The organism is Pseudomonas sp. CF161 (genome assembly GCF_000416215.1).
GTDB lineage: Bacteria > Pseudomonadota > Gammaproteobacteria > Pseudomonadales > Pseudomonadaceae > Aquipseudomonas.
Genome location: NZ_ATLP01000112.1, coordinates 123,368 through 138,754, shown reverse-complemented (window position 1 = coordinate 138,754; position 15,387 = coordinate 123,368). Strand labels below are relative to the sequence as shown.

The window sequence follows — 15,387 nt, the reverse complement described above, 5'->3', positions numbered from 1 at the left end:
ACAAGACTCACTTAAGGAGGCCATGTGATCGACGGGCAACCGCTCGCCTGCTTTCAGCCATTCATCGATACCGCCACCGGGCGTATCGCGGGTGTCGAAGCCCTGGGGCGCCTGCGCCAGGCTGATGGCCAACTGGCTTCGGTCGGTCCTTTGTTCGCCGACTCCAGAACCCCTTCGACCGCCCTGCGCCGCCTTGATCGCCTGATTCGCGACAACGCCCTGGGCCGCTTGCACGAAGCGCCCGAGGAGTGGTTCCTGAGCCTGAATATCTCGCCGCGCTGGATCAGCCGCCTGCGCAGCGGCCAAGCCCTGCCGAGCCTCAAGCAGTTGCAGCAACATGGGGTCGACCCACAGCGCATCGTCTTCGAGATCACCGAACTGGGCGGCAACAGCCAGCGCCTGGCCGAAGTGGTGGCGCGTTATCGCGAGGCCGGGGCGCGTATCGCCATCGACGACTTCGGCGCCGGCTACTCCCAGCTCGATCGGGTGCTGGCCCTGCAACCGGATATCCTCAAGCTCGATATGCGCCTGTTCCAGGCGGCGGCCCGAGGGGGTCCGAGCAGTGACGTGGTCAAGGCCCTGGCACAAATGGCCGAGAAGACCGGCTGCTGGATCATCGCCGAAGGGGTGGAGACCGAGGCCGAGCTGAATTTCGCCCTGGAGTGCGGTTCGCGCTATGTGCAGGGGTTTCTGTTTGCCCGCGCCGAGGAACATTTTTTCGCCAGCGACGCCTTTGTCGCACCGTTCGCCCGACTGCGCGAGCGCTACGTGCAGCACAAGCTCGGCGAGCGCAATCGGTTGATGGTGATGCGCCAGCAACTCGCCGAGCTGATGGCGATTCTGCAAGCCTGGGCCCAGGCCCAGGCACCGATCAGCCAGCTGCCACAGTTGCAGGCATTCCCCTGGCTGCTGCGCTTCTATCAATGCGACCGCCATGGCACGCAACTGACCCCCAACCTGGAATGGCGCAACAACGGCTGGGAAGCCAACCACAGCTATGTCGGGCACAACTGGTCGTGGCGACCGTACTTCTATCACCTGCTGGCCGAAGGCTGGGACGAGCGCCGACTGACCCTGTCCAGCACCTACCGCGATGCCACCAGCAACCAGTATTGCCTGACCGCCGGGCAGTTTTTCGATAATGGCCAGCGTCTGCTATTGATCGATATCGATGCCGCCGGGCTTTAGTGATTAGCAGCACTTGCAGGTCGTGACGCGAACCGGGAAGCTAGCTCATCAGTCACTTGACGGAGAGACCCAGCCTTGGATTGGCAGACCCTGCTCAACCGCGAACGCCTCGGAAAACCGCTGCACAGCCCAGAAGAACTCGGCCGCAGCCCCTTTCACAAAGACCACGATCGCATCATCTTCTCCGGCGCCTTTCGCCGCCTGGGACGCAAGACCCAGGTGCATCCGGTTTCAAGCAACGATCACATCCACACGCGCCTGACCCACTCCCTGGAAGTCAGCTGCGTCGGCCGCTCCCTGGGCATGCGGGTCGGCGAAACGATCCGCAGCGCCCTGCCGGACTGGTGCGAACCCAGCGACCTGGGGATGGTGGTGCAATCGGCCTGCCTGGCCCACGACATCGGCAACCCGCCCTTCGGCCATTCCGGTGAAGATGCCATTCGCCACTGGTTCCAGCAGGCTGCCGGACGTGGCTGGCTGGATGCGATGAGCGAGGCCGAGCGCAACGACTTCCTCAATTTCGAAGGCAATGCCCAGGGTTTCCGGGTACTGACCCAGCTCGAATACCACCAGTTCGACGGCGGCACGCGCCTGACCTACGCCACCCTCGGCACCTACCTGAAATACCCATGGACCGCACGCCACGCCGACTCCCTGGGCTACAAGAAGCACAAGTTCGGCTGCTACCAGAGCGAGCTGCCGCTGCTGGAGCAGATCGCCCACAAACTCGGCCTGCCGCAACTCGAAGAACAGCGCTGGGCCCGCCATCCGCTGGTGTACCTGATGGAGGCCGCGGATGACATCTGCTACGCCCTGATCGATCTCGAAGATGGCGTGGAGATGGAGCTGCTGGAGTATGCCGAGGTTGAATCACTGCTGTTGGGGCTGGTGGGTGACGACCTGCCTGAAACCTATCGCCAGCTCGGCCCCCAGGATTCACGCCGGCGCAAGCTGGCAATCCTGCGGGGCAAGGCCATCGAGCACCTGACCAACGCCGCCGCCCGTGCGTTCGTCGAGCAGCAGGATGCGCTGCTGGCCGGCACCCTGCACGGTGACCTGGTGGAACACATGCACGGCCCGGCCAAGCGTTGCGTGCTGAACGCCAAGGACATCGCCCGCAAGAAAATCTTCCAGGACAAGCGCAAGACCCTGCATGAAATCGGCGCCTACACCACCCTGGAAATCCTCCTCAACTCCTTCTGCGGCGCGGCGCTGGAGCAACATGGCGGGCGCACCCCGTCGTTCAAGAACCGGCGCATCCTCGACCTCCTGGGCAACAACGCCCCGGACCCGAACTGGCCGCTGCACGCGTCCTTCCTGCGAATGATCGACTTTATCGCAGGCATGACCGACAGCTACGCCAGTGAAATGGCCCGGGAAATGACCGGCCGCTCAAGCCCGCAGTAACCGCGCCCCGCCCCGCCCTTCGCCATCGTGGAAGGGCGGTATGACCTGCCCCCCCCCAAGCACACCTTTGGACGGCTTCCAGGCCTGTTCACCGAACGCGGTGTGTTGCGCTGATGGCTGCTCATTTACATTTGCAAACGGATGTACTTCACCCAACCGCCAGCCCTTTGTAATCCCCACCTCCATTGCGCGTAGGAACCTTCCTAGTTTGCGTTTGAGGCCCTGGATCACGTCTTCCCGACGTTGAGCTGGGCTAATGTTCGGGGCCTTTAATTGCTCCGAGCAGGTTTAACATGAGTTCGATTTTCATCATCGACAACCATCCGATCATGCGTCTGGCGACCCGCATCCTGATGGAACACGAAGGCCACCAGATCGTCGGCGAGACCGACAACGGCGTCGATGCCCTGCAGTTGGTCCGCGAGTGCATGCCCGACCTGGTCATCCTCGACATCTGCCTGCCCAAGATCGATGGCCTGGAGCTGCTCTACCGCTTCAACGCCCTGAGCCCCACCCTGCGGACCCTGGTCCTGACCGCCCAGCCGCCGGCGCTGTTCGCCAACCGCTGCATGCGGGGCGGAGCCAGCGGCTACCTGAGCAAGGAGCAGGAGCTCAGCGAACTGCTTGGTGCGATCAAGGCAATCCTGGGGGGTTATCACTACTTTCCCAGCCAAACCCTGTCCACCACGCCCGCCGAGCACAGCTCGCCCCTGGAACTGGCCCTATTCCGCTCACTCAATGACCGCGAACTGATCGTCTTGCAGCTGTTCGCCCTGGGCCGTACCAACAAGGAAATCGCCACCGGCATGTTTCTGAGCAACAAGACTGTCAGCACCTACAAGAAAAGAATCATGCAAAAACTGGATATCCAGTCCATGGCCAAATTGATCGATATGGCTAAACGCAATGCACTGGTCTGACCGCTCACACAGCAGAAAAAAACGGCGCTTGCCAGATAAATATCAAAACGCCACTATTCGGTATTTTCAAGACTCTGCCTTGATGTTCAGGGTATCGGGCGGCAGCCTCCCGCTTGCGTCGCAAGGCAAAATGGATCTGCCTTAACTATGCTTCCCCCCAAGCAGCGCCCCCCGTGCGCCCTGGAGAGCACTGCAATGCCGAGCACGCCGCGGTCCGAACAACGCCGCTTTCCTCTCCACGTGCATATCAGCGTGATGTTCACCTTTTTGCTGCTGTTGACCGGTATCGTGCTGGGCTTTTTCAACTATCAGCAAACCACTCGGATCATCCTGTCCAGCAGCGAACATTTGTTCCAGCGCATCGAGCAGGATGTGCAGCAGGACTTGAAACACACCTACCAGCCGATTCGTTACCTGCTCAGCCTGCAAGCCGACAACCCGGCCATTCAGGCACCCGACCTGAATCGACGCCTGGCGCTGCTCAAGCCGTTCAGTCAATCGCTCATCGACCATGGGGAACTGGCCTCACTCTACGTGGGGTATGCCAACGGCGACTTTTTCATGGTCCGGCCGCTGCGCAGCGCCGCGCTCAAGGCCGCACGCAAGGCTCCGGAGGCGGCCGCCTACGAAGTCTGGAGCATCGAGCGCGACCCCGGCGGCGAGCAGGTGCGCTCGCAAACCCTGTTCTACGACAGCGCCCTGGGCCTGCTCGATCAACGCAGCAATAGCAACGAGCGCTATGACCCGCGCACCCGCGCCTGGTTTGCCAATGCTCCTCGCGATGACGAACAGATCACCACCGCCCCCTATGTGTTCTTTTCCACGCGCAACGTCGGCACCACCCTGGCCCGGCGCAGCGGCGACAGCGCGGTGATAGGCGCCGACCTGACCCTCGAACAACTGTCCGCCACCCTGGCCAAGCACCGCGTCACCCCCAGTACCGAAATCGCCCTGATCGACGCCAACGGCAATGCGGTGGCCTACCCGGACAGTACCCGGCTGATCATCGAGGCCCAGACCGCGCGGCTGATCAAGGCCAACGATCTGAGCCCGGCCCTTGATGCGTTGCTGCACGGCGCGGCCCAGGCCAATCGCCTGCAGGTGGGCGACCGCACCTGGATCGTCGCCAGCCGGCATATCGCCGAAGGTGGTCCCGGCGGCCTGCAACTGGCGCTGCTGGTGCCGGAAGATGAACTGCTGGTGGATGCCTATCGCATGCGCTGGCAGGGTGCACTGATCACCTTGGCCACGTTGTTGCTGTGCCTGCCCCTGGGCTGGCTGATTTCGCGAGTGCTGGTCCGGCCGTTACGGGCCCTGGTCCAGGAAGCCGACGCGATCCGCAGCTTCGACTTCCACTACCCGGTCACCCGGCGCTCGCCGGTGCTTGAGGTCGATCAGTTGAGTGTCTCGATGGCGCGGATGAAGGACACCCTGGCGAGTTTCTTCGAGATCACTGCCAGCCTGTCCGCCGAGACGCGCTTCGACCCGCTGTTACAACGCGTGTTGTTTGAAACCGTGAAAATCGGCCAGGCCCAGGCGGGGCTGATCTTCCTCTGCGAAAGCGAAGGCACGCGCCTGGAGCCCCATGGGCTGACCATCGACGGCCAACAGCAAGACCCGAAGGCATTCAACCTGCCCGCCCTGGTCCTCGATAACCCCCAGGGGCCGACCTGGCTGCAGCAACTGGCGAACCGCGACAGCCTGGTGACCACCCTGGGCTTCGAGCAGGCCGGGGATCTGCAACCTGTGATGTTGGCCCTGGCCTGCCCCAGCGCCCACCTGATCGGCCTGCGCCTGCGCAATCGCCACAACGAAACCGTCGGCGTGCTCGTCTTGCTGCTGGTGGACAGCGGCCAGGAAGCCGACCTGGAAAAACTGCGCCCTGATCGCATCGCCTTCATCCAGGCCATATCAGGCGCTGCCGCGCTGTGCATCGACAGCCAGCGCCTGCAAAACAAACAAAAGCAGTTGCTCGACTCGTTTATCCAACTGCTGGCCGGGGCCATCGATGCCAAGAGCCCCTATACCGGCGGCCACTGCCAACGGGTGCCGGCACTGACCCTGATGCTGGCCGAAGCCGCTGCCGCCAGCCAGCAACCGGCCTTCGCCGCCTACCAGCCCAATGAAGATGAATGGGAGGCCCTGCATATCGCCGCCTGGCTGCACGACTGCGGCAAGGTCACGACCCCGGAATACGTGGTCGACAAGGCCACCAAGCTGGAAACCCTGAACGACCGTATCCACGAAATCCGCACACGCTTCGAAGTCCTCAAGCGCGATGCCTGGATCAACTACTGGCAAGGCCTGGCCCAGGATGGCGACGAATCCTCACTGGCCGCTGCCCGGGATGCCGAGCTGGCCCAGCTGGACGCCGATTTCGCCTTTGTCGCCCACTGCAACATCGGCGCCGAAGCCATGGCCGAGGCCGACTTGCAGCGCCTGCGAGAAATTGCCGAACGCACCTGGAGCCGAACCCTGGATGATCGCCTGGGGGTTTCCTGGGAGGAGAAAAAACGCCAGGAGCGGGGGCCGGTTCCAACGCTGCCGGTCCATGAACGGCTCCTCGCCGACAAACCCGAGCATCTGCTGGAGCGCGCTGAAAGCGAACTGATCGCCGCAGACAACCCCTGGGGCTTCAAGCTCGACGCACCGCCCCACAAATACAACCGGGGCGAGCTCTACAACCTGAGCATCACCCGCGGCACGCTGACCCGCGAGGAGCGCTATGTGATCAACCACCACATGGTGCAAACCATCCTGATGCTCAACCACCTGCCCTTCCCCCACCACCTGCACAACATCGCGGAAATCGCCGGCGGCCATCACGAGAAAATGGACGGCACCGGCTACCCCAAACAGTTGAAGCGCGAACAGATGAGCCTGCCGGCACGGATGATGGCAATCGCCGATATCTTCGAAGCGCTGACAGCCGCGGATCGCCCCTACAAGAAGGGCAAGACCCTGAGTGAAGCCCTGGGCATCATGGCCATGATGTGCCGTGACGCCCATATCGATCCCGAACTGTTCGGCCTGTTTATCGAGGCCCAGGTCTATCGGCATTACGCCGAACGCTTCCTGGAGCCGCAGCAGATCGATGCGGTCGACCCGCAAGGCCTGCTGCGCAAGGCCGGACTGATGGAGTGAAGCGGATCAGCAGTCGCTCAGGCGCAGGAAAATCGCCGCCAGGGCTTCAATGCCGGTTTGATCCTCGACGCTGAAGCGGGCCAGTTTCGGGCTGTCCAGATCCAGCACACCGATCAGCCGCCCGTCCTTGACCAGCGGCACGACCAACTCGCTGTTGGACGCGCTGTCGCAGGCAATGTGCCCCGGGAACGCGTGCACATCTTCGACCCGCTGGGTTTGCCGCGAGGCCGCAGCCGCACCACATACACCACGACCGAAGGCAATCCGCACACAGGCGATCTGGCCCTGGAACGGGCCGAGCACCAGCTCTTCATCACGGTTGAGGTAAAAACCGGCCCAGTTCAAATCGTCGAGCTGGTTGAACAGAAACGCCGAAAACTGCGCGGCGTTGGCAATGAAATCCCGTTCATCGGCCAGCAGGGACTCCAGCTGGGCGCACAACAAGCCATAGCCTTCCAGGCCCTTACCGGCGCTTTGCAAATCGATCATGCCTTTTGCTCCAGCAACTTCAGGCCGACCCAATAGCGGGCGAATTGATAGGCGCAACGGCCATTGCGGTTACCGCGGCCGGTGGCCCAGCGCACCGCGAGAATCTCCAGCTCTTCATCACGCTGCCAGCTCAGGCCGGCCTTGCTCGCCAGCTCGCCGATCCAGTGCTCCACCACATTGAGGAAGTGTTCCTGGGTGAACGGGTAGAACGACAGCCACAGGCCAAAGCGATCCGACAGGGCGATCTTGTCTTCCACCGCTTCGCTGGGGTGAAGTTCGCCATCGACGCGCTTCCAGTTCTCGTTGTCGCTCTCTTTCTCGGGCACCAGGTGCCGCCGGTTGGAGGTCGCGTAGAGCAACACGTTGTCCGGCGCCTGTTCCAGCGAGCCATCGAGGACGCTCTTGAGTACCCGGTAATCGCCTTCACCGGCCTCGAACGACAGGTCATCGCAGAACAGCACGAAACGCTGGGGCAGCTTGACCAACTGCTCCACCACTCGCGGCAGGTCCGCGAGGTGGTCGCGCTCGATTTCGATCAGGCGCAAACCGCCTTTGGCGTGTTCGGCCAGCAAGGCCCGCACCAACGACGACTTGCCGGTGCCGCGCGAGCCCCAGAGCAAGGCGTGGTTGGCCGGCATGCCATCGAGAAACTGCTGGGTATTGCGTGCCAACTGCTCACGTTGCCGGTCGACGCCGATCAGATCGGACAAACGCATGTCGAGGCTGACCTCCAGAGGCAGCAGGAAGCCGTTGCGCCCCTCCCGTTGCCAGCGCGCGGCCAGGCAGTGCGTCCAGTCGATGACTTGTCGCGGGGCCGGCAGCAACGGCTCAAGCCGAGCCAGGACCGCATCGGCGCGTTCAAGAAAAGCATTCAATCGAGAATCCACGACTTCTCCTCAGACAGGTTCACAATAATGGTCGGGCATCCAGACGAAACAGGAGTGTGGTGCCCGTGGTCTACCCAGGCAGGATCAGCGCCAGGCCCCTGCCGGCAATAACTGACGATCAGCTATGCTTGCCCAGCGAAGGGAAACGGAAAGTGGCTCAGCATCCCATGGATATTAAATTCACCCACCGCCTGTCTTACAAACAAGCCAGGCTTACAGTGCTGGTCGGCTTCATCCTCGGGACGGCGCTCAGTCTGCTGCAAATCGGCATCGATTATGCCAGTGAAGACGCCTCCATCAATCAGGAAATACGCTCGCTCCTGGAAATCAGCCATAACCCGGCCTCGCGTATCGCCTACAACATCGACGCCGAACTGGCCCAGGAACTGACCCTGGGTTTGCTGCGCTCACCGGCCATCATTGGCGCGCAACTGATCGATAACAACAACACCCTGCTGGCCAATGTCGAGCGTCCGCCGCTGAAAAGCCGCTACCGGGCCATCAGCGACTTTCTGTTCGGCGCCAATCGCCAGTTCGAAGACCGGCTCTTTCTCAGCCATCTACCCGAAGAATCCTTGGGCACCTTGCACCTGGAGGTCGATACCTTCGCCTTCGGCAGCCGCTTCCTGCGCCGGGCCGAAGTGACCCTGATCAACGGCTTCGCCCGCAGCCTGATCCTGACCGGGATTCTCCTTGGGCTGTTTTACGTGATGCTGACCAAGCCGCTGGTCGGGGTGATTCGTGAACTCAGTGGCCGTGACCCGCGCAGCGCCGACCAGCCCAAGCTGGACTTCCCGCCGGGCCACGAAAACGATGAAATCGGGGTGCTGGTCAAGGTCGCCAACCAGCAGTTCGAAAACATGTCCACCGAGATCCAGCAACGGCGCAACGCCGAAAACCGCCTGACCGACTATCTTGGCCAACTGGAAAACATCGTCTCCGCGCGCACCACCGAGCTCAAGGCAATCAACCAGCGCCTGAGCCAATCCAATGAAGAACTGGAAACCGCCCGCAGCACCGCTCTGGATATGGCCCAGGCACGGGCCGCCTTCCTGGCCAACATGAGCCACGAAATCCGCACCCCGCTCAATGGCTTGCTGGGCATGATCGCCTTGTCCCTGGACAGCCAACTGAACGCCGAACAACGCCAACAACTGTCGATCGCCCACGATTCCGGCAAGGTGCTGGTGGAGCTGCTCAACGATATTCTCGACATGTCGAAGTTCGACGCCGGGCAACTGGAGCTGGAACGCATCCCGTTCGACCTCGGCGTGCTGGTCGAAGACACCGCCAACCTGCTGTCGCAGAACACCGCGTCCAGCGTCGAATTGACCTGCCTGATCGAACCCGATTTCCCGGCCCTGGTGCTGGGTGACCCGACTCGGGTGCGGCAGATCGTCAGCAACCTGCTGTCGAACGCGCTGAAATTCACCCGATTCGGCCGGGTGGATGTGCGCCTGTGCGCCCACGATGACGGGGTGCGGATCGAAGTCTGTGACACCGGCATCGGCATCGCACCGGAAGCTCAACTGCGGATTTTCCAGCCCTACACCCAGGCTGGCGCCGGCATCACCCGCCAGTACGGCGGCACCGGCCTTGGGTTGGCCCTGACCCACAACCTGTGCGAGGCCATGCAGGGGCGGCTGAGCATCAGCTCTGAAGTGGGTTTTGGCAGCCAGTTCTGCGCCGACCTGCCGTTGCCCTGCCATACCCCGGCACTGGCTCCGGCGCCGTTGTTTGGCAATATCCTGGCGATTACCGAGCCTGGCAGCGGCCTCGCTGAACTGCTGGGCAAACTCCTGCCGGCCTGGGGCCTGAATTATCGACGCTGCAACCTGAGCGATTCGCTGCTCGGGCTCGAGCCCGACCTGTTGATCACCGACTGCCCGGAATGCCTGTTCGGCCTGCGCCCAACCCTCTCTGCGCCGATCCTGCTGGTCACCGCCTATGGCAGTTTTCTACCCAGTGAGGAAGCTGCTGCCCTGGCGCCGCTGCAGCAACAGGCCCGGCCATTGGCGCGCAATGCCCTGTACCAGACCCTGCGTCGGGCACTGCTGGGGCACACCGTGATCATCGACGACGCCCAGTTGGAGACCTACACGCCTTTACGTCGAGCACGGATCCTGCTGGTGGAGGACAACCCGGTGAACCAGCTGGTGGCCAAGGGCATGCTCGGCAAACTCGGCTGCGCCGTGAGTGTCGCGGCCCACGGTGCCGAAGCCCTCAACCTGCTGGAGCACGAGGACTTCGATCTGGTGCTGATGGACTGCAACATGCCGGTCATGGACGGTTACGAGGCCAGCCGGCAGATACGTCGCAGCGGCCGCTGGCCAGACCTGCCAATCATCGCCCTGACCGCCAACGCCATGCCCGAAGAACGCGAACGCTGCCGCCTGGCAGGCATGAGCGATTACCTGGCCAAGCCGTTCCGACGCGAAGAACTGGCCGCCCTGCTGGACCTCTGGGTGCCAACTACGACAATGCTTTGATCTGGGCCAGCAAGCGGTCCAGGCCATTGCGCAACGCGTCCAAACCATTGAGGTCGACGCCGCTGTCGCAGAGCAAGGCCGCCTTGAGCGGCGGCACTTGCTCGCGCAGGGCCAGGCCCGCGGGGCTCAGGCTCAGGTGCACCTCACGCTCATCCAGGGCCGAGCGCTGGCGCTGCACCAGTTGCAACTGTTGCAGCCGCTTGAGCAATGGCGTCAGGGTTCCGGAGTCCAGCGCCAGGCGCTCGCCCAGGGCCTTGACGGTGGGCAATTCGGGCGGCGTTGCCTGCCACTCCCACAGCACCAGCATCACCAGATACTGCGGGTAAGTCAGGCCCAACTGGTCGAGCATCGGCTTGTAGCCCCGCACCACAGCCCGCGAGGCGGCATAAAGTTTGAAACACAGCTGACGGTCGAGGCTCAGCGAATCGGCGGACAGGTCGTTCATTTGAGCAGGGCTTCAATCTCGCTCGTCAGGTCCTGGGGCTTGGTGGCCGGCGCGAAACGCTTGACCACCTGCCCATCCTTGCCGATCAGGAATTTGGTGAAGTTCCACTTGATGCCCTGGGAACCCAGCAGGCCCGGCGCACGCTTTTTCAACTGCACGAACAGCGGATGGGCCTGCGCGCCATTGACATCGATCTTCTTGAACAGCGGGAAGCTGACGCCGAAGTTCAGTTCGCAAAACTCGGAAATCGCCCCTTCATTTCCCGGTTCCTGCTTGCCGAACTGATTGCACGGGAACCCCAACACCACCAGACCTTGATCCTTGTAGGTCTGCCACAGCGCCTCCAGCCCTTTGTACTGCGGCGTAAAACCACACTTGCTGGCGGTGTTGACCACCAGTACGGCCTTGCCATGGAAGTCGGCCAGGGTCGTTTGCTCGCCCTTGATGGTGGTGCACGGGATGTTCAACAGGGTGTCGCTCATGGTGCAGGCTCCAGGAACAGTAAAGGTCGCTAAAAATATCGCGCAATTAAATTGCGTACAACCTAATTCACTGAAAAGCGATTTCGAAAAATCGCTCCTTGTCGGCAGGACTTAGCGCGGCACCAGGTCCAGGCACACCGAATTGATGCAATAACGCAGGCCGGTCGGTGGCGGGCCATCGGGAAATACATGCCCTAGGTGCGCATCACATTTGGCGCACACCACTTCAGTGCGGATCATGCCGTGGCTGACATCGCGAATCTCGACCATGGCGCTTTCACCGATCGGCTCGTAGAAGCTCGGCCAGCCGCAGCCGGAATCGAATTTGGCCCGCGAGTCGAACAAGGGCTCGTTGCAGCAGATGCAGTGATAGACCCCGTCGGTCTTGGTGCCGTTGTACTTGCCCGAGAACGGTCGCTCGGTGCCTTTGAGCCGGCAGACGTTGTACTGCTCGGGATCGAGCATGGCGCGCCATTCTTCAAGGGTTTTTTCCAGCTTTTCCATCATCCCTCCTCTGCAACTGAAAAAGCCCGATCTGTATCTTTTCCACGGATCAGGCGGCACGTATGATTGCGCCTCGTTAGACGCCAGTCTGGCAGCCGCGCCAAGCGCATTCAAACGGATTTTGCCGCTGCAAGCGTAGGCTACAGGCCTGTGTGAAAACGCAGGATTCCCAGTACGGTAGTTCATCCGCCATCTGGATCGTTCATTTTCGGGAACACATCGCCATGCAGGTCAGCAAATCGAACAAGCTCGCCAACGTCTGCTACGACATTCGCGGCCCAGTGCTCAAGCACGCCAAACGTCTGGAAGAGGAAGGCCATCGCATCCTCAAGCTGAACATCGGCAACCCGGCACCCTTTGGTTTCGAAGCGCCGGATGAAATCCTCCAGGACGTGATCCGCAACCTGCCGACCGCACAGGGCTACAGCGACTCCAAAGGCCTGTTCAGTGCGCGCAAGGCGGTCATGCAGTACTACCAGCAGAAGCAGGTGGAAGGCGTCGGCATCGAAGACATCTACCTGGGCAACGGTGTTTCCGAACTGATCGTGATGGCCATGCAGGCCCTGCTCAACAATGGCGACGAAGTGCTGGTCCCGGCCCCGGACTACCCGCTGTGGACCGCTGCGGTCAGCCTGGCAGGCGGCAATCCGGTGCATTACCTGTGTGACGAGCAGGCCAACTGGTGGCCGGACCTGGCCGACATCAAGGCCAAGATCACCCCGAACACCAAAGCCCTGGTGATCATCAACCCCAACAACCCGACGGGCGCCGTATACCCCAAGGAAGTGCTGCTGGGCATGCTCGAACTGGCCCGCCAGCACAACCTGGTGGTGTTCTCCGACGAGATCTACGACAAGATTCTGTACGACGATGCCGTGCATATCTGCACCGCGTCCCTGGCTCCGGACCTGTTGTGCCTGACCTTCAACGGCCTGTCCAAGTCGTATCGGGTCGCGGGCTTCCGCTCCGGCTGGGTGGCCATTTCCGGTCCCAAGCACCATGCCCAGAGCTACATCGAGGGCATCGACATGCTGGCCAACATGCGCCTATGTGCCAACGTGCCGAGCCAGCACGCCATCCAGACCGCACTGGGCGGCTACCAGAGCATCAACGACCTGGTCCTGCCCCAGGGCCGCCTGCTGGAACAGCGCAATCGCACTTGGGAACTGCTCAATGACATTCCCGGCGTAAGCTGCGTCAAGCCCATGGGCGCGCTGTACGCCTTCCCGCGGATCGACCCGAAAGTCTGCCCGATCCATAACGATGAGAAGTTCGTCCTCGACCTGCTGCTCTCGGAGAAACTGCTGGTGGTTCAAGGCACAGCCTTCAACTGGCCATGGCCCGACCACTTCCGCGTCGTCACCCTGCCACGGGTGGATGACCTGGAACAGGCAATCGGCCGGATCGGCAGCTTCCTCAAGTCCTACCGCCAGTAAGCACCCGTTGCAGTGCGATCGGTCCGCCGGTCGCCCTGCGATTAATTCAGCAACACATCTTCGCTCCCCTGCCCCGCCTCCCTTCTATAAGCTGACACCCTCCCGATGCACCGCTGGTGCAAGGGCTTGTAGCAACAAACACACTTCGGGATTTATCTGATTCGCCGCAGAAATTTCATGCACGCGTCTAGGATCAGTCTGTAAGACACAGTTTGAAATAGTCACCCGGTTGAATAGCCCGGTGCCGCACCTTATATACCCCGCAGTACGCTACATCTTAAGCATGAGGAGATTTTAACAACCATGATGCGCATTCTGCTGTTTTTGGCCACTAACCTGGCGGTCGTGCTGATTGCCAGCATTACCCTGAGCCTTTTCGGCTTCAACGGGATCATGGCGGCCAACAAGGTTGATCTCGACCTTACTCAGCTGCTGATCTTCTGTGCCGTCTTTGGTTTCGCCGGTTCGCTGTTCTCGCTGTTCATCTCCAAGTGGATGGCGAAGATGAGCACCAGCACCCAAATCATCAGCCAGCCACGCACTCGTCACGAGCAATGGCTGCTGCAGACCGTTGAGCAACTGTCCCGTGAAGCCGGGATCAAGATGCCCGAGGTCGGTATTTTCCCGGCTTACGAGGCCAACGCCTTTGCCACCGGCTGGAACAAGAACGACGCGCTGGTCGCGGTCAGCCAGGGCTTGCTGGAACGTTTTTCGCCGGATGAAGTTAAAGCCGTGCTGGCCCATGAAATCGGGCACGTTGCCAACGGTGACATGGTCACCCTGGCATTGATCCAGGGCGTGGTGAACACCTTTGTGATGTTCTTCGCCCGTATCATCGGCAACTTTGTCGACAAGGTGATTTTCAAGAACGAAGAAGGCCAGGGTATTGCCTATTACATCGCGACCATCTTCGCCGAGCTGGTCCTGGGCATCCTCGCCAGCTCCATCGTCATGTGGTTCTCGCGCAAACGCGAGTTCCGTGCCGACGAAGCCGGCGCTCGCCTGGCCGGTACCAGCGCGATGATTGGCGCCCTGCAGCGCCTGCGCTCGGAACAAGGCTTGCCAGTGCACATGCCCGACACCTTGAACGCCTTCGGCATCAACGGTGGTCTCAAGCAAGGTCTGGCTCGGATGTTCATGAGCCACCCACCGCTGGAAGAGCGTATTGAAGCACTGCGTCGTCGCGGCTGATAGCGACACCGGTAACACCCAAAAGGGCGACGCGAGTCGCCCTTTTGCATGGCCGCGATAAAACCAGGCTCAGGACTTGTCCAGCAACCGGTAAACCCGTTCGTCCAGGCGCGTGACCCCGCCCTTTAGAAACTTCCAGCTCTCGCCCAGGATGTCCCGCTCCACTTCGACCTCAAGCTGCCAGCGCACGCCCAGCAAGTGCCTGACCTCATCGTCGAGCACGGCAAAGGGCGGCCCTTCGATGAGCGCCTGGTCGTAATCCATGGTGATCAGCAAGCCACTCGTGCCCTGGGGCAGTATGCGATTCAACAGCGCGGCGTACTGGCCGCGCATCTCAGGCGGCAAGGCGATCAACGCTGCACGGTCATACAAAGCCGTGCAATCGGCGACGTCCTCGGCGGTCAGGGCAAAGATATCGCCGCACCAGAGCTGAATCGTGCCCTCCTGGTAAACCTTGAAACGCTCGTGCCGAGTAACGGTGGGCGTCAGTTGCTGTTCACTGAAGAAGTCCTGGATGGCCTTTTCCGACAGTTCAATGCCCTGCACCTCGTGCCCCAGGCCGGCGAGCCACTTGAGGTCCAGGCTTTTGCCACACAACGGCACCAGCACCCGGACCCCAGGGGTGAGCCCCAAGTGCGGCCAGAACTGCTGCAGATAGGGATTGACCTCTGATAGATGAAAGCCGATCTGATCGCGCTCCCAGCGTTTTTGCCAAAATTCCGGCTCCATGAATCACCCTGAAAATTCGATCAAAAAGCACTAAAAATTATATTAGATTTAGATTGATGATCTGATTGAAGATGGC

13 protein-coding genes are annotated in these 15,387 nt (G+C 61.4%); 7 read left to right on the top strand and 6 right to left on the bottom strand.

Annotated elements, in window-relative coordinates; translation table 11 throughout:
- The first annotated feature begins 24 nt into the window (after positions 1-24).
- The 4 genes from CF161_RS26515 to CF161_RS26500 all read left to right on the top strand — a co-directional run bounded on the left by CF161_RS26515 (position 25) and on the right by CF161_RS26500 (position 6,659).
- Positions 25-1,188, top strand: a complete 1,164-nt coding sequence (locus CF161_RS26515; protein ID WP_020299713.1) for an EAL domain-containing protein — start codon at positions 25-27, stop codon at positions 1,186-1,188.
- Between the two features lie 75 nt (positions 1,189-1,263).
- Positions 1,264-2,595, top strand: a complete 1,332-nt coding sequence (locus tag CF161_RS26510; protein WP_020299712.1) for a deoxyguanosinetriphosphate triphosphohydrolase — start codon at positions 1,264-1,266, stop codon at positions 2,593-2,595.
- A gap of 293 nt (positions 2,596-2,888) precedes the next feature.
- The gene (locus CF161_RS26505; protein ID WP_020299711.1) at positions 2,889-3,515 is read left to right on the top strand and encodes a response regulator transcription factor; all 627 of its coding nucleotides are present in this window, start codon (positions 2,889-2,891) and stop codon (positions 3,513-3,515) included.
- 195 nt (positions 3,516-3,710) lie between these two features.
- The gene (locus CF161_RS26500) at positions 3,711-6,659 is read left to right on the top strand and encodes an HD domain-containing phosphohydrolase (RefSeq protein WP_020299710.1); all 2,949 of its coding nucleotides are present in this window, start codon (positions 3,711-3,713) and stop codon (positions 6,657-6,659) included.
- 6 nt (positions 6,660-6,665) lie between these two features.
- Here the strand turns inward: CF161_RS26500 and CF161_RS26495 are convergent, their stop codons facing one another.
- Both CF161_RS26495 and CF161_RS26490 read right to left on the bottom strand, forming a co-directional pair.
- The gene (locus CF161_RS26495) at positions 6,666-7,148 is read right to left on the bottom strand and encodes a GAF domain-containing protein (protein ID WP_020299709.1); all 483 of its coding nucleotides are present in this window, start codon (positions 7,146-7,148) and stop codon (positions 6,666-6,668) included.
- Positions 7,145-8,035, bottom strand: coding sequence for an ATP-binding protein (locus CF161_RS26490; protein WP_020299708.1), 891 nt, complete (start codon positions 8,033-8,035; stop codon positions 7,145-7,147). The genes CF161_RS26495 and CF161_RS26490 overlap by 4 nt, the downstream gene beginning before the upstream one ends.
- Positions 8,036-8,202: 167 nt before the next feature.
- Between CF161_RS26490 and CF161_RS26485 the strand changes: the two genes are divergently transcribed.
- Entirely contained in the window at positions 8,203-10,524 is a 2,322-nt protein-coding gene (locus CF161_RS26485; RefSeq protein WP_020299707.1) for a response regulator, read from the top strand.
- Here CF161_RS26485 and CF161_RS26480 read toward each other — a convergent pair.
- The 3 genes from CF161_RS26480 to msrB all read right to left on the bottom strand — a co-directional run bounded on the left by CF161_RS26480 (position 10,508) and on the right by msrB (position 11,955).
- On the bottom strand, positions 10,508-10,969 hold the full coding sequence (locus CF161_RS26480; RefSeq protein WP_020299706.1) for a MarR family winged helix-turn-helix transcriptional regulator: 462 nt from the start codon (positions 10,967-10,969) through the stop codon (positions 10,508-10,510). The genes CF161_RS26485 and CF161_RS26480 overlap by 17 nt on opposite strands.
- Positions 10,966-11,451: a glutathione peroxidase gene (locus CF161_RS26475; RefSeq protein ID WP_020299705.1), complete on the bottom strand. Its 486-nt coding sequence runs from the start codon at positions 11,449-11,451 to the stop codon at positions 10,966-10,968. Before CF161_RS26475 ends, CF161_RS26480 begins: the two co-directional genes overlap by 4 nt.
- A gap of 111 nt (positions 11,452-11,562) precedes the next feature.
- Complete coding sequence (msrB, locus tag CF161_RS26470; protein WP_020299704.1) at positions 11,563-11,955, bottom strand: peptide-methionine (R)-S-oxide reductase MsrB; 393 nt, start codon at positions 11,953-11,955, stop codon at positions 11,563-11,565.
- A 224-nt stretch (positions 11,956-12,179) separates the two neighbouring features.
- Between msrB and CF161_RS26465 the strand changes: the two genes are divergently transcribed.
- A complete protein-coding gene (locus tag CF161_RS26465) occupies positions 12,180-13,391 on the top strand; it encodes a pyridoxal phosphate-dependent aminotransferase (protein WP_020299703.1) in 1,212 nt (403 codons plus the stop codon).
- Positions 13,392-13,694: 303 nt separating this feature from the next.
- Positions 13,695-14,582, top strand: coding sequence for a protease HtpX (gene htpX, locus CF161_RS26460; protein WP_020299702.1), 888 nt, complete (start codon positions 13,695-13,697; stop codon positions 14,580-14,582).
- 69 nt (positions 14,583-14,651) lie between these two features.
- On the opposite strand, the gene CF161_RS26455 is transcribed toward htpX, so the two are convergent.
- Positions 14,652-15,311 (bottom strand): thiopurine S-methyltransferase, encoded by a 660-nt coding sequence (locus CF161_RS26455; protein WP_020299701.1) that lies wholly within the window; start codon positions 15,309-15,311, stop codon positions 14,652-14,654.
- Positions 15,312-15,387: the final 76 nt, after the last annotated feature.

Excerpts from the sequence above, each read along its gene's own strand:
- CF161_RS26505 (WP_020299711.1), top strand. The coding sequence starts at position 2,889 with ATGAGTTCGATTTTCATCATCGACAACCATCCGATCATGCGTCTGGCG.
- CF161_RS26500 (WP_020299710.1), top strand. The coding sequence starts at position 3,711 with ATGCCGAGCACGCCGCGGTCCGAACAACGCCGCTTTCCTCTCCACGTG.
- CF161_RS26495 (WP_020299709.1), bottom strand. The coding sequence starts at position 7,148 with ATGATCGATTTGCAAAGCGCCGGTAAGGGCCTGGAAGGCTATGGCTTG.
- CF161_RS26485 (WP_020299707.1), top strand. The coding sequence starts at position 8,203 with ATGGATATTAAATTCACCCACCGCCTGTCTTACAAACAAGCCAGGCTT.
- CF161_RS26480 (WP_020299706.1), bottom strand. The coding sequence starts at position 10,969 with ATGAACGACCTGTCCGCCGATTCGCTGAGCCTCGACCGTCAGCTGTGT.
- CF161_RS26475 (WP_020299705.1), bottom strand. The coding sequence starts at position 11,451 with ATGAGCGACACCCTGTTGAACATCCCGTGCACCACCATCAAGGGCGAG.
- msrB (WP_020299704.1), bottom strand. The coding sequence starts at position 11,955 with ATGGAAAAGCTGGAAAAAACCCTTGAAGAATGGCGCGCCATGCTCGAT.
- CF161_RS26465 (WP_020299703.1), top strand. The coding sequence starts at position 12,180 with ATGCAGGTCAGCAAATCGAACAAGCTCGCCAACGTCTGCTACGACATT.
- htpX (WP_020299702.1), top strand. The coding sequence starts at position 13,695 with ATGATGCGCATTCTGCTGTTTTTGGCCACTAACCTGGCGGTCGTGCTG.
- CF161_RS26455 (WP_020299701.1), bottom strand. The coding sequence starts at position 15,311 with ATGGAGCCGGAATTTTGGCAAAAACGCTGGGAGCGCGATCAGATCGGC.